At 71.0% G+C, this 21,585-nt stretch carries 24 protein-coding genes; 8 read left to right on the forward strand and 16 right to left on the reverse strand.

Annotation, left to right across the window (positions count from 1 at the left end; genetic code table 11):
• Nucleotides 1-270: 270 nt before the first annotated feature.
• Nucleotides 271-1,032, reverse strand: coding sequence for an isoprenyl transferase (locus tag OG861_RS11755; protein WP_136216151.1), 762 nt, complete (start codon nt 1,030-1,032; stop codon nt 271-273).
• A gap of 127 nt (nt 1,033-1,159) precedes the next feature.
• Here OG861_RS11755 and mgrA point away from each other — a divergent pair, with 127 nt between their 5' ends.
• Nucleotides 1,160-2,197 carry an L-glyceraldehyde 3-phosphate reductase gene (gene mgrA / locus OG861_RS11760; protein ID WP_329197891.1) on the forward strand — a complete coding sequence of 346 codons (1,038 nt, stop codon included), beginning with the start codon at nt 1,160-1,162 and terminating at the stop codon, nt 2,195-2,197.
• Nucleotides 2,198-2,357: 160 nt separating this feature from the next.
• Here the strand turns inward: mgrA and OG861_RS11765 are convergent, their stop codons facing one another.
• A complete protein-coding gene (locus tag OG861_RS11765; RefSeq protein ID WP_329197889.1) occupies nt 2,358-3,095 on the reverse strand; it encodes an A24 family peptidase in 738 nt (245 codons plus the stop codon).
• Nucleotides 3,096-3,187: 92 nt separating this feature from the next.
• On the opposite strand from OG861_RS11765, the gene OG861_RS11770 reads away from it, so the two are divergent.
• The 3 genes from OG861_RS11770 (at nt 3,188) to OG861_RS11780 (ending at nt 5,846) form a co-directional block, all read left to right on the forward strand.
• On the forward strand, nt 3,188-3,616 hold the full coding sequence (locus tag OG861_RS11770) for a DUF192 domain-containing protein (protein WP_329202415.1): 429 nt from the start codon (nt 3,188-3,190) through the stop codon (nt 3,614-3,616).
• A 36-nt stretch (nt 3,617-3,652) separates the two neighbouring features.
• Entirely contained in the window at nt 3,653-4,270 is a 618-nt protein-coding gene (locus tag OG861_RS11775) for an SMI1/KNR4 family protein (RefSeq protein ID WP_329197887.1), read from the forward strand.
• 304 nt (nt 4,271-4,574) lie between these two features.
• On the forward strand, nt 4,575-5,846 hold the full coding sequence (locus OG861_RS11780; protein WP_329202413.1) for an extracellular solute-binding protein: 1,272 nt from the start codon (nt 4,575-4,577) through the stop codon (nt 5,844-5,846).
• Nucleotides 5,847-6,002: 156 nt separating this feature from the next.
• Here OG861_RS11780 and OG861_RS11785 read toward each other — a convergent pair whose 3' ends face one another.
• Nucleotides 6,003-6,629, reverse strand: a complete 627-nt coding sequence (locus tag OG861_RS11785) for a hypothetical protein (RefSeq protein ID WP_329197885.1) — start codon at nt 6,627-6,629, stop codon at nt 6,003-6,005.
• A 174-nt stretch (nt 6,630-6,803) separates the two neighbouring features.
• Between OG861_RS11785 and OG861_RS11790 the strand changes: the two genes are divergently transcribed.
• A complete protein-coding gene (locus tag OG861_RS11790; RefSeq protein WP_329197883.1) occupies nt 6,804-7,937 on the forward strand; it encodes a serine hydrolase domain-containing protein in 1,134 nt (377 codons plus the stop codon).
• Between the two features lie 87 nt (nt 7,938-8,024).
• Here OG861_RS11790 and OG861_RS11795 read toward each other — a convergent pair whose 3' ends face one another.
• Both OG861_RS11795 and OG861_RS11800 read right to left on the reverse strand, forming a co-directional pair.
• Complete coding sequence (locus OG861_RS11795; protein ID WP_329197881.1) at nt 8,025-8,840, reverse strand: polysaccharide deacetylase family protein; 816 nt, start codon at nt 8,838-8,840, stop codon at nt 8,025-8,027.
• 219 nt (nt 8,841-9,059) lie between these two features.
• Nucleotides 9,060-10,634: an MDR family MFS transporter gene (locus OG861_RS11800; RefSeq protein WP_443056590.1), complete on the reverse strand. Its 1,575-nt coding sequence runs from the start codon at nt 10,632-10,634 to the stop codon at nt 9,060-9,062.
• 130 nt (nt 10,635-10,764) lie between these two features.
• Here OG861_RS11800 and OG861_RS11805 point away from each other — a divergent pair, with 130 nt between their 5' ends.
• Nucleotides 10,765-11,346: a TetR/AcrR family transcriptional regulator gene (locus OG861_RS11805; RefSeq protein WP_329197879.1), complete on the forward strand. Its 582-nt coding sequence runs from the start codon at nt 10,765-10,767 to the stop codon at nt 11,344-11,346.
• A gap of 14 nt (nt 11,347-11,360) precedes the next feature.
• On the opposite strand, the gene OG861_RS11810 is transcribed toward OG861_RS11805, so the two are convergent.
• Nucleotides 11,361-11,879, reverse strand: a complete 519-nt coding sequence (locus OG861_RS11810) for an ATP-binding protein (RefSeq protein ID WP_329197877.1) — start codon at nt 11,877-11,879, stop codon at nt 11,361-11,363.
• Between the two features lie 251 nt (nt 11,880-12,130).
• Between OG861_RS11810 and OG861_RS11815 the strand changes: the two genes are divergently transcribed.
• Together OG861_RS11815 and OG861_RS11820 are read left to right on the forward strand one after the other, a co-directional pair.
• Nucleotides 12,131-12,982, forward strand: a complete 852-nt coding sequence (locus OG861_RS11815) for a helix-turn-helix domain-containing protein (protein ID WP_329197875.1) — start codon at nt 12,131-12,133, stop codon at nt 12,980-12,982.
• 10 nt (nt 12,983-12,992) lie between these two features.
• Complete coding sequence (locus OG861_RS11820; RefSeq protein ID WP_329197873.1) at nt 12,993-13,184, forward strand: hypothetical protein; 192 nt, start codon at nt 12,993-12,995, stop codon at nt 13,182-13,184.
• Here the strand turns inward: OG861_RS11820 and OG861_RS11825 are convergent.
• From OG861_RS11825 to OG861_RS11870, 10 genes are all read right to left on the reverse strand, one after another.
• Nucleotides 13,179-13,979 carry an alpha/beta fold hydrolase gene (locus tag OG861_RS11825; RefSeq protein ID WP_329197871.1) on the reverse strand — a complete coding sequence of 267 codons (801 nt, stop codon included), beginning with the start codon at nt 13,977-13,979 and terminating at the stop codon, nt 13,179-13,181. The two genes, OG861_RS11820 and OG861_RS11825, sit on opposite strands and share 6 nt — an antisense overlap.
• 113 nt (nt 13,980-14,092) lie before the next feature.
• A complete protein-coding gene (locus OG861_RS11830; RefSeq protein WP_329197869.1) occupies nt 14,093-14,728 on the reverse strand; it encodes an OmpA family protein in 636 nt (211 codons plus the stop codon).
• A 4-nt stretch (nt 14,729-14,732) separates the two neighbouring features.
• On the reverse strand, nt 14,733-15,320 hold the full coding sequence (locus OG861_RS11835; protein ID WP_329197868.1) for a hypothetical protein: 588 nt from the start codon (nt 15,318-15,320) through the stop codon (nt 14,733-14,735).
• 31 nt (nt 15,321-15,351) lie between these two features.
• Nucleotides 15,352-15,984, reverse strand: coding sequence for a pilus assembly protein TadG-related protein (locus OG861_RS11840; RefSeq protein WP_329197866.1), 633 nt, complete (start codon nt 15,982-15,984; stop codon nt 15,352-15,354).
• Nucleotides 15,984-16,229, reverse strand: a complete 246-nt coding sequence (locus OG861_RS11845) for a hypothetical protein (protein ID WP_443056589.1) — start codon at nt 16,227-16,229, stop codon at nt 15,984-15,986. Before OG861_RS11845 ends, OG861_RS11840 begins: the two co-directional genes overlap by 1 nt.
• 110 nt (nt 16,230-16,339) lie before the next feature.
• A complete protein-coding gene (locus OG861_RS11850; RefSeq protein WP_329197864.1) occupies nt 16,340-17,026 on the reverse strand; it encodes a response regulator transcription factor in 687 nt (228 codons plus the stop codon).
• Nucleotides 17,026-18,387, reverse strand: coding sequence for a sensor histidine kinase (locus OG861_RS11855; protein WP_329197861.1), 1,362 nt, complete (start codon nt 18,385-18,387; stop codon nt 17,026-17,028). Before OG861_RS11855 ends, OG861_RS11850 begins: the two co-directional genes overlap by 1 nt.
• Before the next feature lie 3 nt (nt 18,388-18,390).
• Nucleotides 18,391-19,284, reverse strand: a complete 894-nt coding sequence (locus OG861_RS11860) for a DUF5936 domain-containing protein (RefSeq protein ID WP_329197859.1) — start codon at nt 19,282-19,284, stop codon at nt 18,391-18,393.
• Between the two features lie 10 nt (nt 19,285-19,294).
• On the reverse strand, nt 19,295-20,233 hold the full coding sequence (locus tag OG861_RS11865; RefSeq protein WP_329197857.1) for a type II secretion system F family protein: 939 nt from the start codon (nt 20,231-20,233) through the stop codon (nt 19,295-19,297).
• A complete protein-coding gene (locus tag OG861_RS11870; RefSeq protein ID WP_329197855.1) occupies nt 20,230-21,585 on the reverse strand; it encodes a CpaF family protein in 1,356 nt (451 codons plus the stop codon). The genes OG861_RS11865 and OG861_RS11870 overlap by 4 nt, the downstream gene beginning before the upstream one ends.

The raw sequence follows: 21,585 nt of genomic DNA on the forward strand, positions 1-21,585 counted from the left end.
CCCATGCGCGGGCCGAATTCCGGCCCTCCACTACGTCCGTGCGAACCGCACGCGCGTCCTGGTGCAAAGGGCCTCCCGGGCGGACGGCCCCATGCCGTCCGCTGAGACTCGACACCCGTGGATCGGGCGTCGACCTGCTAGGGGTATGCCCTCGAACCGGTGCGCCCATGCCATGGCATATGACGGACGCTCGGTGAACCGCTGGTGAAGGCTTCGCGACGGGAGGGGGAGGCACCCGGACGGCCCCGAGGGGGCGTCAGGTCCCGCGGCTCAGGTGCCGTACCGGCGGTGGCGCGCGGCGTAGTCGCGCAGGGCCCGCAGGAAGTCGACCTTGCGGAAGGCCGGCCAGAAGACCTCGCAGAAGTAGTACTCCGAATGGGCGCTCTGCCACAGCATGAAACCGGACAACCGCTGCTCGCCGCTGGTGCGGATCACCAGGTCGGGGTCGGGCTGGCCGCGCGTGTAGAGGTGCTCGGCGATGTGGTCGATGTCCAGGACCTCGGCGAGCTCCTCGAACGAGGTGCCCTTCTCGGCGTGCTCCAGCAGCAGCGAGCGGACCGCGTCCGCGATCTCCTGCCGGCCGCCGTAGCCCACCGCGACGTTGACGAGTATCCCCTCGACGTCGTGCGTGGCCTGCTCGGCCTCCTTGAGCACCGTCTGGGTTCCGGCCGGGAGGATGTCCAGGTTGCCGACGTGGTGGACCCGCCAGCGGCCGTCCGCGGCGAGGCCCCGCACGGTGTTCTCGATGATGTTGAGCAGCGGACGGAGCTCGACTTCCGGCCGGTCCAGGTTGTCGGTGGAGAGCATCCACAAGGTGACGACCTCGACGTCCGTCTCGGTGCACCAGCCCAGCATTTCGGAGATCTTGTCGGCCCCGGCCTGGTGGCCCTGTTCCGTCGTGCCTCCGGACGCCTTCGCCCAGCGCCTGTTCCCGTCCAGGATCACGCCGATGTGCTTGGGCGACGCGTCGTGGTCGAGGCGGCCTTCCACCCGGCGTGCGTAGAGCCTGTACACCAGGTCGCGCAGCTTCACGATCTTCCAGCCCCTCCGTGCGTCCCCCGTGCGGATTGCGGTCCCTACCCCCGAGCCGCCACATTACTGCGCGCCGGGATCGGGTACCCAACTCGGCCGGTCACAGGTCCGTGATAGGGAGGACAACGTGACTGATACCAATCCCTATCGGGCAGAGCCCTCGCGCTACGACTCCATGGAGTACCGCCGCACCGGCCGCAGCGGCCTCAAACTCCCCGCCGTCTCCCTCGGCCTGTGGCACAACTTCGGCGACGACAAGTCGCTCGAGTCGCAGCGTTCCATCCTGCGCCGCGCCTTCGACCTCGGCGTCACCCACTTCGACCTCGCCAACAACTACGGCCCGCCGCCCGGTTCGGCCGAGCTGAACTTCGGCAAGATCTTCGCGCAGGACTTCGCGTCCCACCGCGAGGAACTGGTGCTCTCCACCAAGGCCGGCTACCTGATGCACCCGGGCCCGTACGGCGAATGGGGCAGCCGCAAGTACCTGCTCGGTTCGCTCGACGCCTCGCTCGAGCGGATGGGCGTCGACTACGTCGACATCTTCTACTCGCACCGCTTCGACCCCGAGACCCCGCTGGAGGAGACCATGGGCGCCCTGGCGTCCGCGGTGCAGCAGGGCAAGGCGCTGTACGTCGGCGTCTCCTCCTACACGGCCGAGCAGACGGCCGAGGCGGCGCGGATCCTCACGGAGATGGGCGTACGTCCCCTCATCCACCAGCCCTCCTACTCCATGATCAACCGCTGGACGGAGGAGGACGGGCTGCTGGACGTCCTGGAGGACGCCGGCATGGGCTGCATCTCCTTCGTGCCGCTCGCGCAGGGGCTGCTGACGGGCAAGTACCTCAAGGGCATCCCCGAGGGCTCGCGGGCCGCCCAGGGCAAGTCGCTGGACCCGGGCCTGCTCTCGGACGACGTCGTGCGCAGGCTCAACGGCCTGAACGACATCGCCGGCCGGCGCGGGCAGTCGCTGGCGCAGCTGGCGCTGAACTGGGTCCTCCGGGACGGCCGGATGACCTCGGCCCTCATCGGCGCGTCGAGCGTGGCGCAGCTGGAGGAGAACGTGGCCGCGCTGGCCGGTCCGCCGCTGAGCCCACAGGAACTGGAGGAGATCGACTCCTACGCGGTCTCGACTCCGGGCACCAACATCTGGGCCCAGCGGGGCTGAGGTCTCCCCGCGGCACTGACCTGCGATTTCGCGGCGGTGCCCGCAGGGGCGGCGAAAAACGAAAAACGGGCCGGTCCGTGGGGGGGATACGGACCGGCCCGAGGGGGGGGTTCCACCATAACCCTTCGTAAAGCATCCTGCGTGCATCGGCGCGAAACGATTACGCTCCGAATCCGCCCAGCAGCATTCCGGTGAGAGCGCCGGCGGCCATGAAGGGTCCGAAGGGGAAGGCCGCCCCGGGTCCCCCGCGGCCGCGCAGCACAAGGGCGAGGCCGTATGCGGCGCCGTAGAGGAAGCCGAGGAACGCCCCCGCGATCCATACCCCCCACCCGTACCACCCAAGAGCGACCCCGAGCGAGAGCGCCAGTTTGACGTCGCCGAAGCCCATCCCGGCGGGGTTGATCAGGAACAGCACGAGGTACGAGGCCCCGAGCGCCGCCCCGCCGAGCAGGGCGAGCCGCCACGACCCGGCGGCGCCGGGCAAGAGGGCCGCGCCGCCGAGCAGTGCGGCGGTGAGCGCGGCGAGCGGCAGGGTCAGCGGGTCGGGCAGCCGGTGCACGGCGAGGTCCACGAGGGCGAGCAGGACCAGGGCGGGCGCGAGCACCACGAAGGCGGCCACCTCGGGGCGCGGGCCCCCGGCCGCGGCGAGGGCGGCGCAGACCGCGCCGGTCAGCGCGGCGGTGCGGGCCCAGGAGGGCCCGTACGGGTGCGGCCGCGCGGGTGACGAGCCCCCCGGGCAGCGGGCGAGGCCGAGCCAGCCGGGCAGCGGGTGGCCCTCGGGGCAGCGGTCCCGCCAGGGCCGGTCCGGCTCCACGGACAGCCGGTAGGCGGCGCGGGGCAGCAGCAGCCCGCCGGTCACGCCGTAGACGGCGGCGAGGATGATCACGGCCAGGCCCATCCGCCGACCGTAGGCCCCGGCGGGCGGCGGGGACATGGGCCCGGGGGCCCATCGGCCGGGACGCGTCGGCGCCTACCCTGACGGACATGGCGATCAGGCGGCACTGGACGGACGGCGAAGCCACCCTCAGGGTCTGCGCACCGCCCGGAGCCGGGGAGTCGGGGGCGGCGGGGTCCCTCGTGGAGGTCCCGCTGGAGATCGCGGCCTCGTACCGGGCCCGCACCCGCGGCCTGCTCGGCCGGGACGGGGTCACCGGGGCCCTGCTGCTGACCCCCGCGGGCAGCGTCCACACCTTCCGGATGCGCTTCGCCATCGACGTGGCGTACCTCGACCGGAACCTCACCGTGATCGCCGTGACCACGATGCCCCCCGGCCGCCTCGGCCTGCCCCGCCCCCGCTCCCGCCACGTCCTGGAAGCCGCGGCCGGCGCCATGGCGGAGTGGCACCTGCGCCCCGGATGCCGGGTGGAAGTGGTGACCGCCGAGCGGGACCGCCTAGGCGACGCGACGCCCCGGGGGTAGGTTGAGGCGGTTGAGCTGGGGTGGCAGGGGAGCGGCATGACGGAGAACGTTGCGGTCAAGGCGCTGGAGCAGATCATGCCCGCGACGCACGGCGCCGACGAGGACATCGACTGGCCCGCCGCGGAGGCGGCCTGGGGGACCCGGTTCCCGGCCGATTTCATCGCGTTCATGGGCCGTTTCGGCTCCGGCTCCATCAACGGCGAGGCCGGCATCCTGCTGCCGCTCCCCAAGCCCGGACTCCAGTGGGCCCCCGCCGAGATGGCGGAGGAGACCGAGAACGCCCGGCAGGTGTGGGAGGCGGAGGGCGGCCGGGCCGCCTTCGACGTGGACCCCGAGTCGATCATCGCCTGGGGCGTCACCGGCGGCTCCGACATCCTGTGCTGGCTGACCGTCGACCCCGACCCGGACCGGTGGCCCGTCCTCGTCATCGGACGGCACAACGCGGACCCGTTCGCCCTCTACCCGTACGGCATGGCCGAATTCCTCTACCGGCTCTGCTCCGACGAGTTCGACGTCAGCCCCGTCAGCATCACGTTCTGGGACGGCGGGCACCTCAGCTTCGTGCACTGGCGCAAGGCCCAGCGCCGCTGGCAGGAGGGCCGCAACCCCGAGACGGGCGAGCCCGACCCGTACGCGGGCGACTTCGCCGACTGAGCGGCGCCGCCGCCGCGGACCCCGGCGGCCCTGACCGACCATCGACCCGTTTCCCAGGCCGGAAACGGGCGTTTCGCCATGTCTACGCGCGTCGGATTTGTTGATCAGATATCGGAAAACACCATAGGGAATAACGCCAGTTGGAGCATTGCCCACAACTGCCGCCCCAATGGGACCAACCGCCCTGCCGTCAGGAGAGAATTCCGGCCAACGGGCCATGAAGGGGACACCTCGGCCCGGAGTAACTCATAAGTAACACCGGGAATCAGAAGAAACTCAGGGGAATCCACCCGTGCGACGAAGAATGTTCGGCCCAACCGCCGGTGCGGCCGTAATCGGCCTATTGATACCTCTCGCAGGCTGTGGCAGCTCCGACGACGGCGCAGGTGACAGCGGCACGCTGCGCCTGGTCGCCGCGGAATACGGCGACAGTCCGGCCACCAGTTCCAAGGTGTACTGGGACAAGGTGACGCAGGACTTCACCGCCGCCAATCCCGGCATCAAAGTCGAGGTGCAGCTGCTTCCCTGGGCCGACATCGACCGCGAGGTCTCCCGCATGGTCAAGGCCGGCCACGCGCCGGACATGGCACTCATGGGCTCGTACTCCGACTTCGCGGCGCAGGGCAAGCTCTATACCGCCGATGACCTCCTCGCCATCACCGCCGAGGCGAACTTCCTCCAGCCCCTCGCCGAGGCCGGTTCGATCGGCAACACCCTCTACGGCCTGCCCTTCGTGGCGAGCAGCCGTCTGCTCTTCTACAACGAGGGCCTGTTCAAGCAGGCCGGAATCCCGGCCCCCAAGACGTGGAACGACCTCAAGGCCGACGCCAAGGCCCTCAAGGAGAAGGGCGTGAAGGTTCCGTACGCCCTTCCCCTGGGCCCTGAGGAGGCGCACGCGGAGGCGCTCATCTGGGAGCTGAGCAACGGCGGCGGCTACGCCGACAGCAGCGGCAACTACAGCCTCGCGTCGGAGCAGAACATAGAGACCTTCGAGTGGGTCAAGGACAACCTGGTCACCCCCGGTCTGACCGGACCCGTCGCTCCGTCGCAGCTCAACCGCGCCGACGCCTTCACCGCGTTCCTGCGCGGCGAGGTCGGCATGGTCAACGGCTACCCGTCGCTCGCCTACGAGGCCCGCGCCAAGGGCATCAGCGTCGGCACCGTCCCCATGCCGGTCTCGAACACGCTCGGGTCGGGCGAGACCCCGCCGACCGTCGGCGTGGCGGACTGGATGATGGCGTTCAAGCAGAACGGCAAGGGGCCGGAGATCGGCAAGTTCCTGGACTTCGTCTACCAGGACAAGAACCTGTCGGACTTCGCCAACCGCTACCACCTGCTGCCCGCGACCGTCACCGCCTCGCGCACCCCGGCGGGCGGCGGCCTCGACAGGAACGACGAGCAGTTCCTGACCGCGCTGCGCGGCGCCCAGCTGTACCCGGTGAACGACCCGTCCTGGGTGACGGTCAGCGACACCATCAAGCGCAACATCGGCCGTGCGGTGGAACCGTCGGGCGACGCCAAGAGCGTCCTGGAGGACATCTCCGCCAAGGCCGCCGCGGCCCGCAAGAAGCACTGAGCGCGATACGCGCTCCTCACCGCACGCCGCCCCCACCCCATGCGGCATCATGACTTCCACGGCCCTTGATCCGAGGCCGCGGCCCCAGCCGCCCTGCGACCACCCACAAGGTGCGCGGGCGGCCGGCCTTCCGAACTCGGCCCGCCCCGGCCCGTTCTACTTGATGTGCCCGTTGTCGTCCGAGAACGCCGTACGGTACTGCTCGCAGCCGGAGTCCCAGGGCAGGGTTCCCCGGAGCGTCCCGTAGCCGGAGCGGGTGAGCGACCACTCCACCGTGTACCGACCGGTGTCGCAGGCGATCCGCTTCCCGCCCGGGACCTTGACCCGGCCCGTGGCCGGCCGGCCGGTCAGCTCCTGGTCCACCTCCGCCGCCTTCGCCCGGCCGGGGGTGAGCAGCACGGCGTGCAGGACGATCGGGTGCTTGCCGTCCTTCGTCGTCACCGCCTTCTTGACGAGCTGGGAGTCGGCGACCGACCACGCGAACTCGTACGAGGGCATCCAGGCGAGCGTCTTGGGGTCGGGGACGTCCCGCTCCCACTGCTGGCCGCCCTTGGATTCGGTCCGCTTGACGGTCTTGTACTGGATGGTCGGGTAGAGGCGGAACTGGGCTTCCACCTTGTGCATGTCGTCCTTCGTCCACATCGACTTCATCGCCTTCTCGCCGCCTGCCGGGTCCTGCAGGTAGGTGCCCTGGGCGGCGGTGGCGGCGGACTGGGCGAGGGCCGGGGCGAGGGCCGCCAGGGCGGCGGAGAGGGCGAGGGCGGCGGTGCGGGTGCGGTTCATGCCCGGACCAACGGGGGCTCGGGGCGGGCCGGAACGACGCCGCGGGCGCGTTCACCCGTAAGGGAGCCGGGGCCGGAGGCGGAGGTGACGGATTCGCGCAGACCCAGGAATACCAGCTGATGAGCGCCAGTTGGGCCGTGCATTCGATACGTACGGGTACCACAGGGGGATTACATGAGCGTGCAGGTGAACGGCACCGTGGCGGCGGGCTGGGAGACGGTCCGGGCCGAGTTCGAGGCCGTGGTGGCGGCCGAGCGGCACTCGCCGGAGGCACAGCTGGCCGTACGCCACCACGGGCGCACGGTCGTCGACCTGTGGGCGGGCGAGGACACCGACGGCGAGACCCTCACCGGCGTCTTCTCGATCAGCAAGGGCGCGGCTCACCTGGTGGTGGCGCTGCTCGTCCAGGACGGCGTGCTGGAACTGGACCGGCCGGTCGTCTCGTACTGGCCGGAGTTCACCGGCGACGGCAAGGAGCGGCTGACGGTGCGGGAGCTGGTCTCGCACCGGGCCGGCCTGGTCAACACCCCCGAGGGCTTCACCATCGAGGAGCTGGCCGACGACGCGCTGGTCGCGGCCCGGCTGGCGGCCACGAAGCCGTACTGGGAGCCGGGGACGGCGTACGGGTACCACGCACTCGTCATCGCCGCGCTGACCGGTGAGGTCGTACGGCGGGTCACCGGCCGCTCGGTCCAGGAGGTCTACGAGGAGCGCGTGCGCGCGCCGTACGGGCTGGACCTGTACCTGGGGTTGCCGGCGGAGGCGGAGTCCCGCTGGAAGCCGGTCCTGGAGGCGCTGCCGACGCCCGCGCAGCTGGAGATCGCGGCGGCGGCGCCGCGGCCCGAGCTGATGCCGATCGCGTTCAACTGGCACACCGATCCGCCGCTGGACCTCGTCGCGTACGCCAACCACCCCCTGGTGAAGGCGCAGGGTCCGGCGTCGGCGGGCGGTGTCGGCACGGCGGCCGCGATCGCGGGCATGTACGCGGCGGCGATCAGCGGGGTCGACGGCCGGCCGGCGCTGCTGCTGCCGCAGACGGTCGCCGAGATCGCGAAGCCGCACACCCCGGGCGAGGACCGGGTGACCTCGGAGGCGGACCACTTCGCGCTGGGCTTCGAACGGCAGCCGGCGGTGGGTCCGGAGGCGTTCGGGCACTGCGGCGCGGCGGGCGCGAACGGCTTCGCGGACCCCGTCACGGGCATCGCGTACGGGTACACGCGCCGCCGCTTCGGCTTCCCGGGCGGTACGGCCCCGGAGAACCTCCCCCTGACCGCGGCGGTGCTGAAGGTGGCCCGGGCGGCCTCCTGACGGCCGGGGCGCGGGTCAGGGCGCGGTGCGGGGCGCGGTGCGGGGCGCAGGCCGCGGCGCGGTGCGGGGCGCAGGCCGGGGCGCGGGTCAGGGCGCGGTGCGGACCGGGAAGCCGGTCGGCCGGCCCTGGCCGGCGAGCCGGTCGAGCACCAGGTCGAGGGCCTGGACGGTCTGGGAGCGGTTGCCCCCGCCGTCGTGGAAGAGCAGGGTCGGCCCGTTCTTCATCTCCCGCTCGACGGTGGCGACGATCGCCGCGACGCCCGGCTTGGCGAAGTCCTTGCTGTCGACGTTCCAGCCGAGCGGGCGCATGCCGTTCTCGGCGGCGAGGCGACGGCTCTGCGGGGTGAAGGCGCCGCCGGGCGCCCGGTAGTACGCGACCTCGGCGGCGCCGCCCGCCGCCCGCTCTATCTGCCGCTTCGCGGCCAGGATCTGCTCCTGCTGGTAGGCGGTGGGCTTCTTGTCCATCGCCGTGTCGTGCGAGGTGGTGTGGTCACAGAGCCGGTGGCCCCCCGCGACGACCTGCTCGACGAGGTCGGGGCGGGCCTCGGCCTGGGGCCCGATCATGCAGAAGGTGGCCTTCACGTCGTGCCGCTTGAGCACGTCGAGGACCTGCGGGGTCCAGCGGGGGTCGGGCCCGTCGTCGATGGTGATGTTGACGGCCCGCGCTCCGCCTTCGGAGGCGTGGGCTATGCCCTCGGGTATGCGCCGGGACGTGTCGTGGGGAGCGGTGGCCCCTGGCGCCGCGGAGGGCCCCCCACCCGCCCGGGGGCTGTCCTGGACCGGTCCGGTGAGGGTCGTCGCTCCCCACACCGTCGCCGCGGCGGCCGCCGCCACTGCCGCTGTCGCGATGGCCGGCCGGGCCGTCGTCGTTCCCCGTCGCCGTCCGCCTGCCGTGAACTTCATGAGCCGTTTCAACTCCCCGCATCGCGTCCGCTTTGTGTGATCCGTCCATAGATCATGACGTCCGCCGCCGGTGAGGAGTTCCGCCCGAAAGGGCGTCAAGTGCCGTGTCGGAGATTTGTCGGTGATCGTCCTTGCGGTGGCGGGGAGTTGGACGCGCGAAAAAAGCCCGGCCCCGGGGGATCGGCGGATCCCCGGGGCCGGGCCTTCATGAGGCACGACTCAGTGGGCGAGGGACTCCTGCGGAGCCTGGGCGGGCTTGCCGCCCTCACCGGCGCCGGCCGCGGCCGGGCCCGCGCCCCGCAGCGGGACCTCCTTGACGAACCAGGCCGCCAGGAAGCCCAGTACGGCGATGGCCGCGCCGAGCAGGAAGGCCGAGTGCGTACCGGCGGCGACCGCGTGCTGGTAGGCCTCGCGCATCACCGCGGGCAGCTTGGCCAGGCTCGCCGCGTCGAGCTGCGCCGAACCCGCCTTGGCGGCGGCGGCCGGCCCGAGCCGGTCGGTCATGGTGTCGGTGACCTGCGAGGTGAACAGCGAACCCATCAGGGCCACGCCGAAGGAACCGCCGAGCGTACGGAAGAGGGTGGCGGAGGACGAGGCGACGCCCATGTCCTTCATGTCCACGCTGTTCTGCGCGACCAGCATCGTGATCTGCATCAGGAAGCCGAGGCCGGCGCCGAGCACCGCCATGTACAGGCCGGAGACCAGTCGGGTGGTGCCGGTGTCCATCGTCGCGAGCAGGAAGAGCCCGACGACCATGAGCGCGCCACCGGCGATCGGGAAGACCTTGTACTTGCCGGTGTTGGTGGTGACCCGGCCCGCGATCAGCGAGACGACCATCATCGAGAGGAGCATCGGCAGGAGCAGCAGGCCCGAGTTGGTGGCGGAGGCGCCCTGCACGGCCTGCTGGAACAGCGGCAGGTAGAGCACGCCGCCGAACATCGCGAAGCCGACGAGGAAGCCGATCACCGACATGAGGGTGAAGTTGCGGCTGCGGAAGATGTGCAGCGGCATGACGGGCTCGGCGGCCTTGGTCTCGGCGTAGAGGAACGCGGCGATCGCGACGACGCCGACGACGATCAGGCCGATGATCTCACCGGAACCCCACGCGTACTCGGTCCCGCCCCAGGTGGTGACCAGCACGGTGGAGGTGATCGCGAGGGTCAGCAGGGCGGCACCCAAGTAGTCGATCTTGCCTTGCGCCTTCTTCTTGGGCAGGTGCAGGACCGCGCTCACCATCGCCAGCGCCACGGCGCCGAGCGGGAGGTTGATGTAGAAGGACCAGCGCCAGCCCATGTGGTCGGTGATGGTGCCGCCGACCAGCGGGCCGCCGATCATGGCCAGGGCCATGACGCCGGCCATCATGCCCTGGTACTTGCCGCGTTCGCGGGGCGGGATCAGGTCGCCGATGATCGCCATGACGCCGACCATCAGACCGCCGGCGCCCAGACCCTGGATCGCGCGGAAACCGATCAGCTGGCCCATGTCCTGGGCCATGCCGCTGAGGGCGGAACCGATCAGGAAGATCACGATGGAGGTGAGGAACGAGCCCTTGCGGCCGTACATGTCGCCGACCTTGCCCCAGATGGGCGTGGAGGCCGCGGTGGCCAGCGTGTACGCCGTGACCACCCAGGACAGGTGCTCCAGCCCGCCGAGCTCGCCGACGATCGTCGGCATCGCCGTACCGATGATCATGTTGTCGAGCATGGCCAGCAACATCGCGATCATGAGGGCCATGAGTACGACGCGGACACTGCGGGGCTTCACCTCCCCGGAGGTCTCCGTATTTTTCGTCATCTCCACCATGTCGTCCACTCCCCTGGCACTTTCCGCACCCGGCCACTTACTTGCCGCCCGGCTAGTTCACTACACTGGTGAAGGTAGACGCGTCACTAGCCGGGCGTCAAGTAAGTTTCTTGGGAGAGTCATGTCCAGCAGCAGTCCGCACCAGCGGCGCGGGAACACGCGCCAGCGCATCCAGGACGTCGCGCTGGAGCTCTTCGCCGAGCAGGGGTACGAGAAGACGTCGCTGCGCGAGATCGCGGAGCGGCTCGATGTCACGAAGGCGGCGCTGTACTACCACTTCAAGACCAAGGAAGACATCATCATCAGCGTCTTCGAGGACCTGACCCAGCCCATCGACGACTTGATCGGCTGGGCCGAGGGCGAGCCGCGCACCCTGGAGACCAAGCGGGAGGTGCTGCGCCGCTACAGCGAGGCGATGGCGGCGGGAACCTCGCTCTACCGGTTCATGCAGGAGAACCAGGCGACGGTGCGGGAGCTCAGCATCGGCGACACCATGAAGAAGCGGCTCTTCGCCCTGGTGGAACTCCTCAGGGCGCCGGACGCACCCCTGGCCGACCAAGTCCGCTGCATCAGCGCGCTGTTCACCCTGCATGCCGGAATGATGTTCCTCCAGCACGTGGAGGGCGACCCCGAGGAGACCCGTAAAGCTGCCCTGGAGGTCGCCACGGACCTCATCGTCCAGGCCCACCACCAGCAGCCGTAACCCCTGGGGGCCGGTCAGGCGGCAAGGTAGCCGACCGCGCCCGTCGCGGGCAGGGCCGCCCACGTGCGCGTACCGCCACCGGGCTCACGCGATCCCTCGATCCCCCAGGCCCCGCCGCACTCCCGGACGACCGCCGCCATCAGCCGCAGCGCGGAGCGCCGGCGCGCCTCGCAGTGCGCGGCGAGGCGGGGGTGCGCGTGGGGGGCGTGGCCGTCGTAGACGGTGAGCCGGAGCGCGCCCTCGCGGTGCCGGACGGACAGGTACAGACTTCGCGCGGGGTCCAAGTACCAGGTCGCCCCGACCAGTTCGCCGGTGACCTGCACGGCGGCCGGCGCGAGCGGGTCGAGCCCGTGGGCGTGCAGGGCGGCGCGTACGGCGCTGCGGGCGATCTGCGCGCTGTGCGGCTCGCCGGGGAGGGTGAGGCTGCACGAGAGGTCGTCGGGGACCGGAGGTCCGGTGGGGGCGGTGGGCACGACCGGGCAGGCGGTGAACCCGCCGGTGGGGGTGGCGGCCGGGTCGAAGGGGCTGGGCATCGGTGACTCCCTGGTGCGACGTTGCTGTTCGGCTGACGTGACTTCGGTGAGTTCGACGCGCACGGGTGGCTGACGCGGGCGGGGAGCGTGGCTCGTCGCCGAGGCCCGAGGCATGCTGCGGCGGTGCACTTCAACTCCCCTGCGTGAGCGGTGCGTTACCCAATGTAGTGCCTGGGTGGACTATTGACCACCTCCTTGCGATGATTCGTTCACTTCTGGAGGCGAAGGTCCCGACACGGCAGACTGCACCCATGCCGCCGAGGATTGCGCCCACCGAACGACAGAAGCGACTGGGCGCCGAGCTGCGCAGGATGAGGCTGGCGGCGGACGTGTCCGCCGAATCCGCCGCAGGGCTGCTCGGCGTCGACCGCTCCAAGGTGTCGGCCATCGAGCAGGGCATCCGGACCATCAGTGAGGAACGGCTCCGGACGCTGGCCTGCCACTGCGACTGCGCGGACGAGGAGTACATCGATGCGCTCGTGGCCATGGCCCAGCCGCGGAAGCGAGGTTGGTGGGAGCGCTACCGGGGCACCCTGTCCGCCGCCATGCTCGACATCGCCGAGACGGAGGCGCACGCCACCCGCATGCGGTGCGCACACTCGGTGCACGTTCCGGGGCTGCTCCAGACCAGCGACCACGCACTCGCCCTCTTCCGGTTCGTCGTACCGACCCTCCCGGAACAAGAGATCGCCCTGCGCTTGGCCCATCGTCTGGAGCGACAGCAGGTGTTGGAGGGTGACTCGGCACCCGAGTACGTCGCGGTCGTCCACGAGGCGGCTCTGCGGATGCGCTTCGGCGGCCGGAAGGTGGCGCGGGCCCAGCTGGAGCACCTGCTGACCGCGTCGGACAGGCCCAACGTGGTCCTGCGCGTCCTCCCCTTCGAGGCGGAAGGGTTCCCCGGCGCGGGCCAGACGGTCAACTACCTGGAGGGCCCGGTCCCGCGGCTGGACACGGTCCAGGTCGACAGCACGCACGGCGCGGACTTCCTGCACACCGAGGCGCAACTGGCGCAGTACCGTTGCCAATTGGACTGGACGGAACGGCTCAGCCTGCCACCCGGCCCGTCCCGGGACTTCATCCACCACCTGGCTCGCGAACTCTGAGGGGACACCGATGGCAGACATCACCTGGGAAGACGCCTTCTGCGGCGAGGGCGCGAGCTGCTACCGGATCGGGGTGGACGGGGACGGCAACAGCTACATCGCCCTCTCCGGCCAAGAGGACACGTACCTCACCGACACCACGGACGCCCTGCGCCAGCTCATCCGGGACATCAAGGCCGGCAAGGCCGACCACCTCCTATGACCGCAGGAACCCCGTGAGGGTGTCGACGTAGGCGTCCGGGTGGGTGACGTGGGGGACGTGACCGGCGCCCTCCAGGGTGACGACCCGCGCCCCCCGCAGCGCCTTGCCGAGCTTGGCGACGATTCCCGGGAACCAGGGCATGCCCTCGCTGCCCGTGGTCAGCAGGGCGGGGCCGGTGTAGCCGGCGGCGAGGCGCGGCAGGTCGATCATGGCCCAAGACGGGTCCGACTGCTCGTCGAGGAAGGTGGGGGCGTTGGCGATGAACGTCTCGCGGATCGGCTCAGGCACCCTGCCCCACTCGCCCGGCCCGGAGACCACCTCTTCCACGAAGCGCCGGGCCGCGGCCGCGTGGTCACCGCCGCGGATGTCCGCGAAGACCGCGTCCAGGCGCAGGCGGGCGGCTTGCGCTTCCTCATCGCCCTCGACGAGACCCAGCAGCGGGGGCTCGTGGGCGGCGAGGGTGCGGAACAGCTCGGGGCGGCGGGCGGCGAGCCCGAGGGCGGTGGACCCGCCGAAGGAACTCCCCGCGACGTGGGCCGGGGCGAGGTCCAGGGTCTCGATGAGCGCCGCGAGGTCGTCCTCGTCTTCCCTGCGGGTCCCCTGGCCGGGCGGGCGCTCGCTGCCGCTGTGACCGCGGCGGTCGTAGACCACCACCCGGTACGACCCGGCCAGGCGCGGGGCGACCAGGCGCCAGGAGTGGTGGTCGACCCAGGACCCGTGGACCAGTACGAGGGGATCACCCTCGCCCGTGACCTCGTAGAACAGTTCCACGCCGTTCACCCGGGTCCGTGGCATGCCGAGTCTCCTCCTCCGCCGGTAGGTCCGCCGGGACACATACCTCGGACGGCGCCCCCTCACACGCGGCGTTAGCCCGGGTGGCGGTGCGCGTGCGGGGGCGAGCGGGCGGCCTACTTCTCGCTGCGGGGGAAGGTGATCTCGACGCGGCGGTTCTTCTTGCGGCCCTCTTCAGTGCCGTTGTCGGCGATCGGGTAGTCCTCGCTGTAACCCCGGACGTCGAAGATGACCCCGGGGCTGGTCACCGTCTTGGCGAGTTCCGCCTGTACGGCGTCGGCGCGCTGCTTGGACAGTTCCTTGCCGTGCTCGTAGCTGCCCTGGTCGTCGGTGAACCCGAAGACCCGGACGCGGGTCGCCTTCTGCTGGTTGATCTCCTGTGCGATGGCCTGGATGCGGGCGGCGGCCTGGGCGTTGAAGACGGCGCTGTCCTCGGGGAAGAGCACCTCGGCCTGCAGGGCCATCATGACGGTCTGGTTGGTCTCCTGCCGCCGCTGCTCCCCGCCGAGGTCCTCGACGACCTCGGCGATGTCGAGCACCTTGATGGGGGCCAGCGTTCCGCCCTGCGGGATCTTGAGGCCGGGCGCGTTGGAGTCGATGGCCACGGGCGCGGCGGCGGAGGGCTCGGTCCCGGGCGGCACGGAAGGCTTGACGTCGTCGGCGTACGCGGTGGTCGCGCCGAGGATGTGGGCGCCGGCGATGACGAGGCCGGCGACGGCGGTCGCGGCGGAGACGCGGTGGCGTTTGGTCATGGGGTCACCCGGAGATTTTGACGGTGGCCGTGGCGAAGGTGGGGAGGCTGAAGTCCACCTCGGTGGTGGCGGCGGGGGGTGCGGGGAACTGGGCGAAGAACGGGATCGATTCCCCGGGGCCGACACTGGAGACGCCCGTTGTGCAGAGGCAGCGGGACTCCGTGTCCCGAAGTACGTAGTAGCGCTTCTTGCCCGCCTTATCGACCAGAGTCGCCCCCGCAACTGACTCTCCGGTGCCGTTGAGCTCGACACCACGCCAGGTCGCCGTGTCGTTGTAGGACTGGGACCCCGTGTTCTTGATCTGACCGTTGACAGTGAGGAAGCCACCTTGGTCACGCCGCACTGAGTTGAGTTCCAACACCATCCCGCTGGCCCCCTTGGCGGTCGCCAAGATCTCAGTCGGTGCTGAGCTCTGGCCGTTGCTCGGTGCGGCGGACTGCTTCCCCGCCCCCGGAGATTGCGGAGAGGGTGGATTCTTCGACTTGCCCTCCCCGCCGTCGTCACCGCCGCATCCGGCCAACGCGAGGGCCAGGACCGCCGCAATCGCGACGACCGTTCCCCTGCGAACCTTCGCCTTCTGCCGCATGCTCATTTGTGCTGCTTCCTTGTCGATTCGTTGTGGGTCAGTCGGTCAGGCGCACGTCGAAGAGCTTTCTTGCCAGCACATGCCAGGGGTCGGGCTTGGACGGCTCAAAGCTGAGCTCCACCCCACCCTTGCACTCGATCTTTACGGGGCCCGAGTTCAGCACCCCACTATCGACAGGACTCTGTGGTGCGCCGGGCGCCGCCGACGCCCCCAGGTGGCAGCGTGGTGTGATCAAAGCAGTGGCGTGGGCCGTGCCGTGCATGGATTCAGTACCGGGGATGACCGAGGTCCCCACCGTGCCGTTGGTCTGTACCTTGACGGTGAAGCTGAGCCCGGACGATGTGCAGGTCGCACTTGCGTCGTTCCGCGTGGCGAAGCTCGTGGCCTCCCCGCATGCGCCCGCTGGGTCGAATAGGTTGCCGAGAACGAGCTTCTCCCAGTCCTTGGGCTGGAGATCAGTTAGGACCACACCTGGAACCAACGTGTCCCTGGCCTTTTGAGCCGCTGCCAATGCCGCGGCATCAGCCGCTCCTTGTGCATCACTGCGGGTGACTCCGGCTTGGCCGATGACAAAAAACGCGAGCGCGGCGAAGAGCAGTCCCGCCACCATCACCACATATATGGGAAAGGCCTGCCCGCGGTCGCGGTCACGCACCCGGCGTGCGGCCACTAGCCGGCTTTGATGCTCGTCACCGCGTCCTTGATGCGCTTGGTGATCTCCGAACCGATACCCGAGCCGACGATCGCGCCGATGATGACCACCACGACCAGGATGATCCCCAGGTACTCGAAGGCCGTTTGGCCGCGGTCCAGGCCCGCGTATCGCTTGCGGAGGCTCGCCACCGCCGTGTCCGTCCACCCACTTACCCGGACCTTCGTCTGAACGGTGGCCTTGAGCAGGGTGTTGTGTGACATGGGGGTTTCCTCCCGGGCCGGTGCCGCTGTCGATGGGCGGACAATACGGGGAGTTAGCGGTGGTGACCAAGGGTCCCGGGGCCCAAATACGGACCCACTGCGTCAGGCGTCTACCCATGGCCGGTCACTCCTGGACGGGCCGTTCCGAGCCAGCGGGCTATCGCTTCGCTGCGGGTGGTGGTCTGGAGCTTCGCGAAGATGCGGTTGATGTGGTTCTTGACCGTCTTCTCGCTGATGAAGCAGGCCGCCGCGATCTGTTGGTTGTTCATCCCGGATGCGATCAGGTCCATGACCTCCTCCTCCCGGGAACTCAGGCCGTAGGCCATCTGGTTGACGAGTTGCTGAGAAGACTGTGCCACAACTGGTTGCGTTTGCGAAGAGGCGCGGAGTTCCGCGAGCAGGGCGTTCGCCGCCGTCGGGGTGAGGTGGGCGCGGCCGGCGTGGGTGTCGTGGATGGCCCGGATCAGGTGGTCCGGGGTGAATTCGCCGTGGACCAGGTAGCCGCCCGCGCCCAGGAGCAGGGCCTCCCGGACGACCTCCGCCTCCTGGCTGTACGTCAGCATCAGGACCGGCGCCAGCCGGACGAGGTGCGGGAGGGCCGAGATGCCGTCGACGCCCGGCATGCGGACGTCGAGTAGGACGACGTCGGGCCGGTGGAGGCGGGTCAGGTTCAGCGCCTCGCGGCCGTCCGCCGCCTGGGCGGTGACCTCCAGGCCCTCGGCGGTCGCCAGCAGGGCGGCCAGGCCCGCCCGGACGACGGGGTTGTCGTCGGCGATCAGGATCCGCAGCGGGGGCATCACGGGCTCCCCAAGGGGAGGTCGACCCGGACCAGGGTGCCGGGGCCGCCGTCCGGGCGGCCGCCGATGCGCAGGCCGGCCCCGATCGTCGCCGCGCGCTCCGTCATACCGAGCAGGCCGTAGTGGCCGGCGTCCGCCAGGGCGGTGACGTCGATCCCGGCGGGAGGCAGGCCCCGGCCGTCGTCCTCGACGGTCAGGGTCAGGGACGGGCCGGACACCGCCGCTTCCACCACGACCCGGGACGCGCACGCGTGGCGCCGGGCGTTCTCCAGGGCCTCGGAGGCCACCGCCAGGAGGTGCCCGGCGACGTCCGGGGGGAGCAGCGGCAGCGGCCCGGTGATACGGAGCTCCGCGCCCCCGCGCGCCAGCGCCCGCAGCTCCGCCGCGAGCGGGACGCCCGGGGCGTCCAGGTCCCGGCGCAGGTCCCGGCGCAGGTCCCGGCGCAGGTCCCGGCGCAGGTCCGTCAGCAGCTCCCGGGACTCCGCCGCCGCCCGGCGGGCCGCCTCCGCGACCGCCCGGGCCCGGCGGCGGGTGGCCTCCGGGTCGTCGGCGGTGCGGGAGAGGGCGTCGGCGGACAGGGCCAGGCCGTGCAGGGTCTTCGCCACCGAGTCGTGCATCTCGCGGGCCAGGCGCTCCCGTTCGGCCCGTACCGCTTCGGCCGCCGCCAGCCGCGCCCGGGTCTCCGTCAGGGCCTGGCTCGCCGCCCCGAAGCGGAAGAGGAGGTCCCGCAGCGAGGCCCCCGCCGCGCCCGCCAGCAGGCACAGCGCGGCAAGCGTGAACCCGCCGGTGACGGCCGCCACCCACGCCACCCACGCCACCAACGCCGCCTGCGCGGCCGCGTAGAGCGCCGAGCCGCGCCACCCGTAGACCAGCCCGGCCAGCAGCGGTGTGCAGAGCGAGAGCAGGCCGAGCGGGGAGGAGGGGGTGGCGGTGATCAGGAGCAGCGCGCTGAACGCCGTGTCCACGGCCAGCAGCCAGGGGTGGCGCAGCAGCAGCGGCCCGAAGCGCTCCCAGTCGCGGAACAGGACGTAGGACAGCATGAAGGTGAGCAGGACCGCGCCGCCCACCAGGTACACGGGGGCGCCGGGCGCGGTGCGGCCGAGGGCCACGGGCGCGCCCAGGCCGAGCATCACCATCCGGAACGCGAAGACCCGACGGCACAGTGCCTGCAACGCGTTCACCTGGAGGGCGAGCGGAGGGGCCGGCCGCGCCGCGGCACCACGCGCGGCCGTAACCGGGGCCGAGACCGGGGCCGGGGCGGTGGACGTGGCCGGGGCCGAGGCGGTGGACGTGGCCGGGGCCGAGGCGGTGGACGTGGCCGGGGCCGGGGCCGGGGCCCCGAAATCGATCGTGGCGGCCATGGCTCACCCGCTCCCGAACAGGGCGCCGAAGTCGATGTCCGCCCCGTAGACGAACCCGCACACGAGCAGGATCAGCGTGCCCGGCAGCATGAACATGGTGACGGTGAAGGTGGCCTTGGGGACCGCCCGCGCAGCCCGGCGGCGGGCGTTCTGCGCGTCCGTGCGGCGCATGTCCTCCGCGATCGCGATCAGCGTCTCCACGATCGGGGAGCCCAGCTCCTCGCCCTGCTGGAGGGCGGTGACGAACTGCGCCACCTGCTCGGAGTCGTTGCGCCGGCGCAGCTCGTCGAAGGCCTGGCGGCGGCTGACGCCCATGTCCATCTGCTGGAGGGTGATACGGATCTCGTCCGACCAGGGCCCCTCGTACTTGCCCGCGACCCGGTCCAGCGCCTGCCGGAAACCGAGCCCGGCGCTGACGACGACCGCCAGCACGTCCAGGAAGTCCGGCAGCGTCCGCTCGATGTGGTCCCGGCGCACCCGGATCGCCGACCACAGGCCCGCCTCGATCCAGAACAGGCCGAAGGCGACCATGAGCAGGGCGGCCACCAACTGCCCGTTGACCAGCATCGCGAAGGCGCCGAGCGCGCCGAGGAACCCGTAGACGGCGCGCCGGGCCGCGTACCGGTCGATGGTCAGGCCGGCCGGGTTGCCCGCCATGTCGATCTGACGGCGCTTGCGGGCCACCCGGTCCGGGCCCATCAGCCGCAGCACCAGGGGGGCCCAGCGGATGCCCGTGCGGTCGACGAGCGAGCCGACGGCCGTGGTGCGGGTCGCGCCGACTTCGAGGGCGAGGGCGAGGTCGCTGGGCAGTTTGACGTCGGCGCGGTAGAGGCGGACCCCGTACAGGGCCCCGAAGACCGACAGCCCGAGGGCCGCGGCGAGCAGCAGTGCGGTCACGTCGTCCCCCTCACACGTCGATCTTCGACAGCCGGCGGATGAGGACGAACCCCAGGGTGAACAGGCCGAGGGCGATGATGACCGCCGTCTGCCCGATGAACGCACCCGTCATGCGGTCCAGGGCGCCCGGCATCATCATGTCCACGAGCAGCAGCGACCCGAGCCCGATGGCCGGGACCAGGTACGCCGTCACCGTCACCTGCGAGAGCTGCGTACGGATCTCCCTGCGCGTCTCCTTGCGCTGCTCCAGCGTCACCGTGAGGTTGCGCAGGCTCCCCACGAGGGCGCCGCCCGCGCGCGCGGACAGGACCAGGGTGGAGACGAGCACGACGAGTTCGCGCGAGGGCAGGCGTTCGGTCAGTTCGCCCAGGGACTCCTCGATGGAGTGGCCGACGGCGAGGCGGTCGGCGACGCGGCCGAGCTCCTCGCCGGCCGGTGCCTCCAGTTCCTCCGCCGCCATGCCGATGGCGGTACGCAGCGCCAGGCCGGCCTGGGTGGCGTTGGCCAGGATGCGGGCGAGTTCGGGGAGCTGGTTGATGAACCGCTCCGTGCGGCGCGTGCGCTGCCAGTTGAGGAAGGCGTTGCCCGCCCACAGCCCGATCAGGCCCGCCACCGGGCCGAAGAACGGGGCCAGCAGGGACGCCGAGACGAGCCAGACCCCGGTCACGGACATCAGCATGTAGACGAGGAACTCGCCGGGGGTGAGGTCCAGGCCCGTGGTCGCCAGCTTCACCTCGATCCGGCGGCCCAGCCGGGTGCGGCGCAGCCGGCGGTCGACCCCGCGGAAGCGGCGCCGGCGGCCGAGCGGCTCCGGGGTTCCGCTCGCGGAGAGGCGTTCGACGAGGGCGGCGCGCTGGGCGCGGCCGGCGGCGTAGGCGTGTACGCCGAGGACCACGAGCAGGCAGGCGAGCAGCGTGGCGCCGAGGGTGAGGAGGATCAAAGGGTTCACAGGACGGTCCGGGTGGTCCGAGCGGTACGGGCGGCGAGCTGGTCGTCGGACATGGCGACCCCGAAGGCCTGCGGGATCGGCTGGTTGTTCATGTAGAGGCGGTCGGCGATCGTGCGCGGCAGCGGGTAGTACGCGAAGTGGCCGTGCACGCGCCCGTCCGCGGCCATCGGGCGGGCGGCGAACCGGCACACGGTGATGATCCGGAAGGGTTCGCGGCCGTGCGAGTCGAGGATGGAGATCTCGGTGATGCGGCGCGAGCCGTCGCCGAAGCGGGTGAGCTGGACGACGACGTTCACCGCGCTGTTGATCTGGTCCTGGAGCGCCTCGAACGGGATCTCCACCTCGGACATGGACGCCAGGGTCTGCAGGCGCATCAGGGCGTCCTCGGCGCTGTTGGCGTGGACGGTGGCCAGGGAGCCGTCGTGTCCGGTCGACATGGCCTGGAGCATGTCGAGGGTCTCGCCGCCGCGGACCTCGCCGACGATGATGCGGTCTGGGCGCATGCGCAGGGAGTTGCGCACGAGGTCGCGGATGGTGATCCGGCCGCTGCCCTCGACGTTGGCGGGGCGCGATTCGAGGCGGATGACGTGCGCCTGCTGGAGCTGGAGTTCGGCCGAGTCCTCGATGGTGATGATCCGCTCGCCCTCCGGGATCAGGCCGGAGAGGGCGTTGAGGAGGGTGGTCTTGCCGGTGCCGGTGGCCCCGGAGACGATCACGTTCATCTTCGCCTGCACCAGGCCGGACAACAGGAGCAGCATCTGCTCGTCCAGCGAACCGAGGCTGATCATCTCGTGCAGGGTGAACGCGCGCGGGAAGCGGCGGATGGTGAGCGTGGCGCCGGTGAGGGAGAGCGGGGGGATGATCACGTTGACGCGCTCACCGCTGGGCAGGCGGGCGTCGACCATCGGATTGGCCTCGTCCACGCGGCGGTTGACGGTGGAGACGATGCGCTCGATGGTCTGCATGAGCTGCTCGTGCGAGGCGAAGCGCAGCGGCAGCTGTTCGACGCGTCCGGCGCGCTCCACGAAGATCTGGTCGGGGCCGTTGACCATGATCTCGGAGATCGACGGGTCTTCGAGGAGCGGTTCCAGGACGCCGAGGCCGAGCGCCTCGTCGACGACGCGCCGGATGAGCTGGGCGCGTTCGACGGTGGACAGAACGGGGCCCTCGCGGCTGATGATGTGGCCCAGTACGCGTTCCAGCCGGGCCCGGCGCTCGGCGGGCGCGAGCGCCGACATCTCGGCGAGGTCGATCTCCTCCAGCAGCTTGGCGCGGTAGGAGGAGACCAGCCGGCCGTCCTCGCGCGGGTTGTGGCGGTCGTCGGGGGTGTTGACCCGGGAACGCAGGCTCAT

Source organism: Streptomyces sp. NBC_00539 (genome assembly GCF_036346105.1).
Lineage (GTDB): Bacteria > Actinomycetota > Actinomycetes > Streptomycetales > Streptomycetaceae > Streptomyces.

Bases quoted from the DNA above. Each gene is read 5' to 3' on its own strand.
- OG861_RS11765 (WP_329197889.1), bottom strand. From the start codon at position 3,095: ATGGGCCTGGCCGTGATCATCCTCGCCGCCGTCTACGGCGTGACCGGC.
- OG861_RS11775 (WP_329197887.1), top strand. From the start codon at position 3,653: ATGACGGAGAACGTTGCGGTCAAGGCGCTGGAGCAGATCATGCCCGCG.
- OG861_RS11780 (WP_329202413.1), top strand. From the start codon at position 4,575: ATGTTCGGCCCAACCGCCGGTGCGGCCGTAATCGGCCTATTGATACCT.
- OG861_RS11785 (WP_329197885.1), bottom strand. From the start codon at position 6,629: ATGAACCGCACCCGCACCGCCGCCCTCGCCCTCTCCGCCGCCCTGGCG.
- OG861_RS11790 (WP_329197883.1), top strand. From the start codon at position 6,804: ATGAGCGTGCAGGTGAACGGCACCGTGGCGGCGGGCTGGGAGACGGTC.
- OG861_RS11795 (WP_329197881.1), bottom strand. From the start codon at position 8,840: ATGAAGTTCACGGCAGGCGGACGGCGACGGGGAACGACGACGGCCCGG.
- OG861_RS11800 (WP_443056590.1), bottom strand. From the start codon at position 10,634: ATGACGAAAAATACGGAGACCTCCGGGGAGGTGAAGCCCCGCAGTGTC.
- OG861_RS11805 (WP_329197879.1), top strand. From the start codon at position 10,765: ATGTCCAGCAGCAGTCCGCACCAGCGGCGCGGGAACACGCGCCAGCGC.
- OG861_RS11810 (WP_329197877.1), bottom strand. From the start codon at position 11,879: ATGCCCAGCCCCTTCGACCCGGCCGCCACCCCCACCGGCGGGTTCACC.
- OG861_RS11815 (WP_329197875.1), top strand. From the start codon at position 12,131: ATGCCGCCGAGGATTGCGCCCACCGAACGACAGAAGCGACTGGGCGCC.
- OG861_RS11820 (WP_329197873.1), top strand. From the start codon at position 12,993: ATGGCAGACATCACCTGGGAAGACGCCTTCTGCGGCGAGGGCGCGAGC.
- OG861_RS11825 (WP_329197871.1), bottom strand. From the start codon at position 13,979: ATGCCACGGACCCGGGTGAACGGCGTGGAACTGTTCTACGAGGTCACG.
- OG861_RS11830 (WP_329197869.1), bottom strand. From the start codon at position 14,728: ATGACCAAACGCCACCGCGTCTCCGCCGCGACCGCCGTCGCCGGCCTC.
- OG861_RS11835 (WP_329197868.1), bottom strand. From the start codon at position 15,320: ATGAGCATGCGGCAGAAGGCGAAGGTTCGCAGGGGAACGGTCGTCGCG.
- OG861_RS11845 (WP_443056589.1), bottom strand. From the start codon at position 16,229: ATGTCACACAACACCCTGCTCAAGGCCACCGTTCAGACGAAGGTCCGG.
- OG861_RS11850 (WP_329197864.1), bottom strand. From the start codon at position 17,026: ATGCCCCCGCTGCGGATCCTGATCGCCGACGACAACCCCGTCGTCCGG.
- OG861_RS11855 (WP_329197861.1), bottom strand. From the start codon at position 18,387: ATGGCCGCCACGATCGATTTCGGGGCCCCGGCCCCGGCCCCGGCCACG.
- OG861_RS11870 (WP_329197855.1), bottom strand. From the start codon at position 21,585: ATGAGCCTGCGTTCCCGGGTCAACACCCCCGACGACCGCCACAACCCG.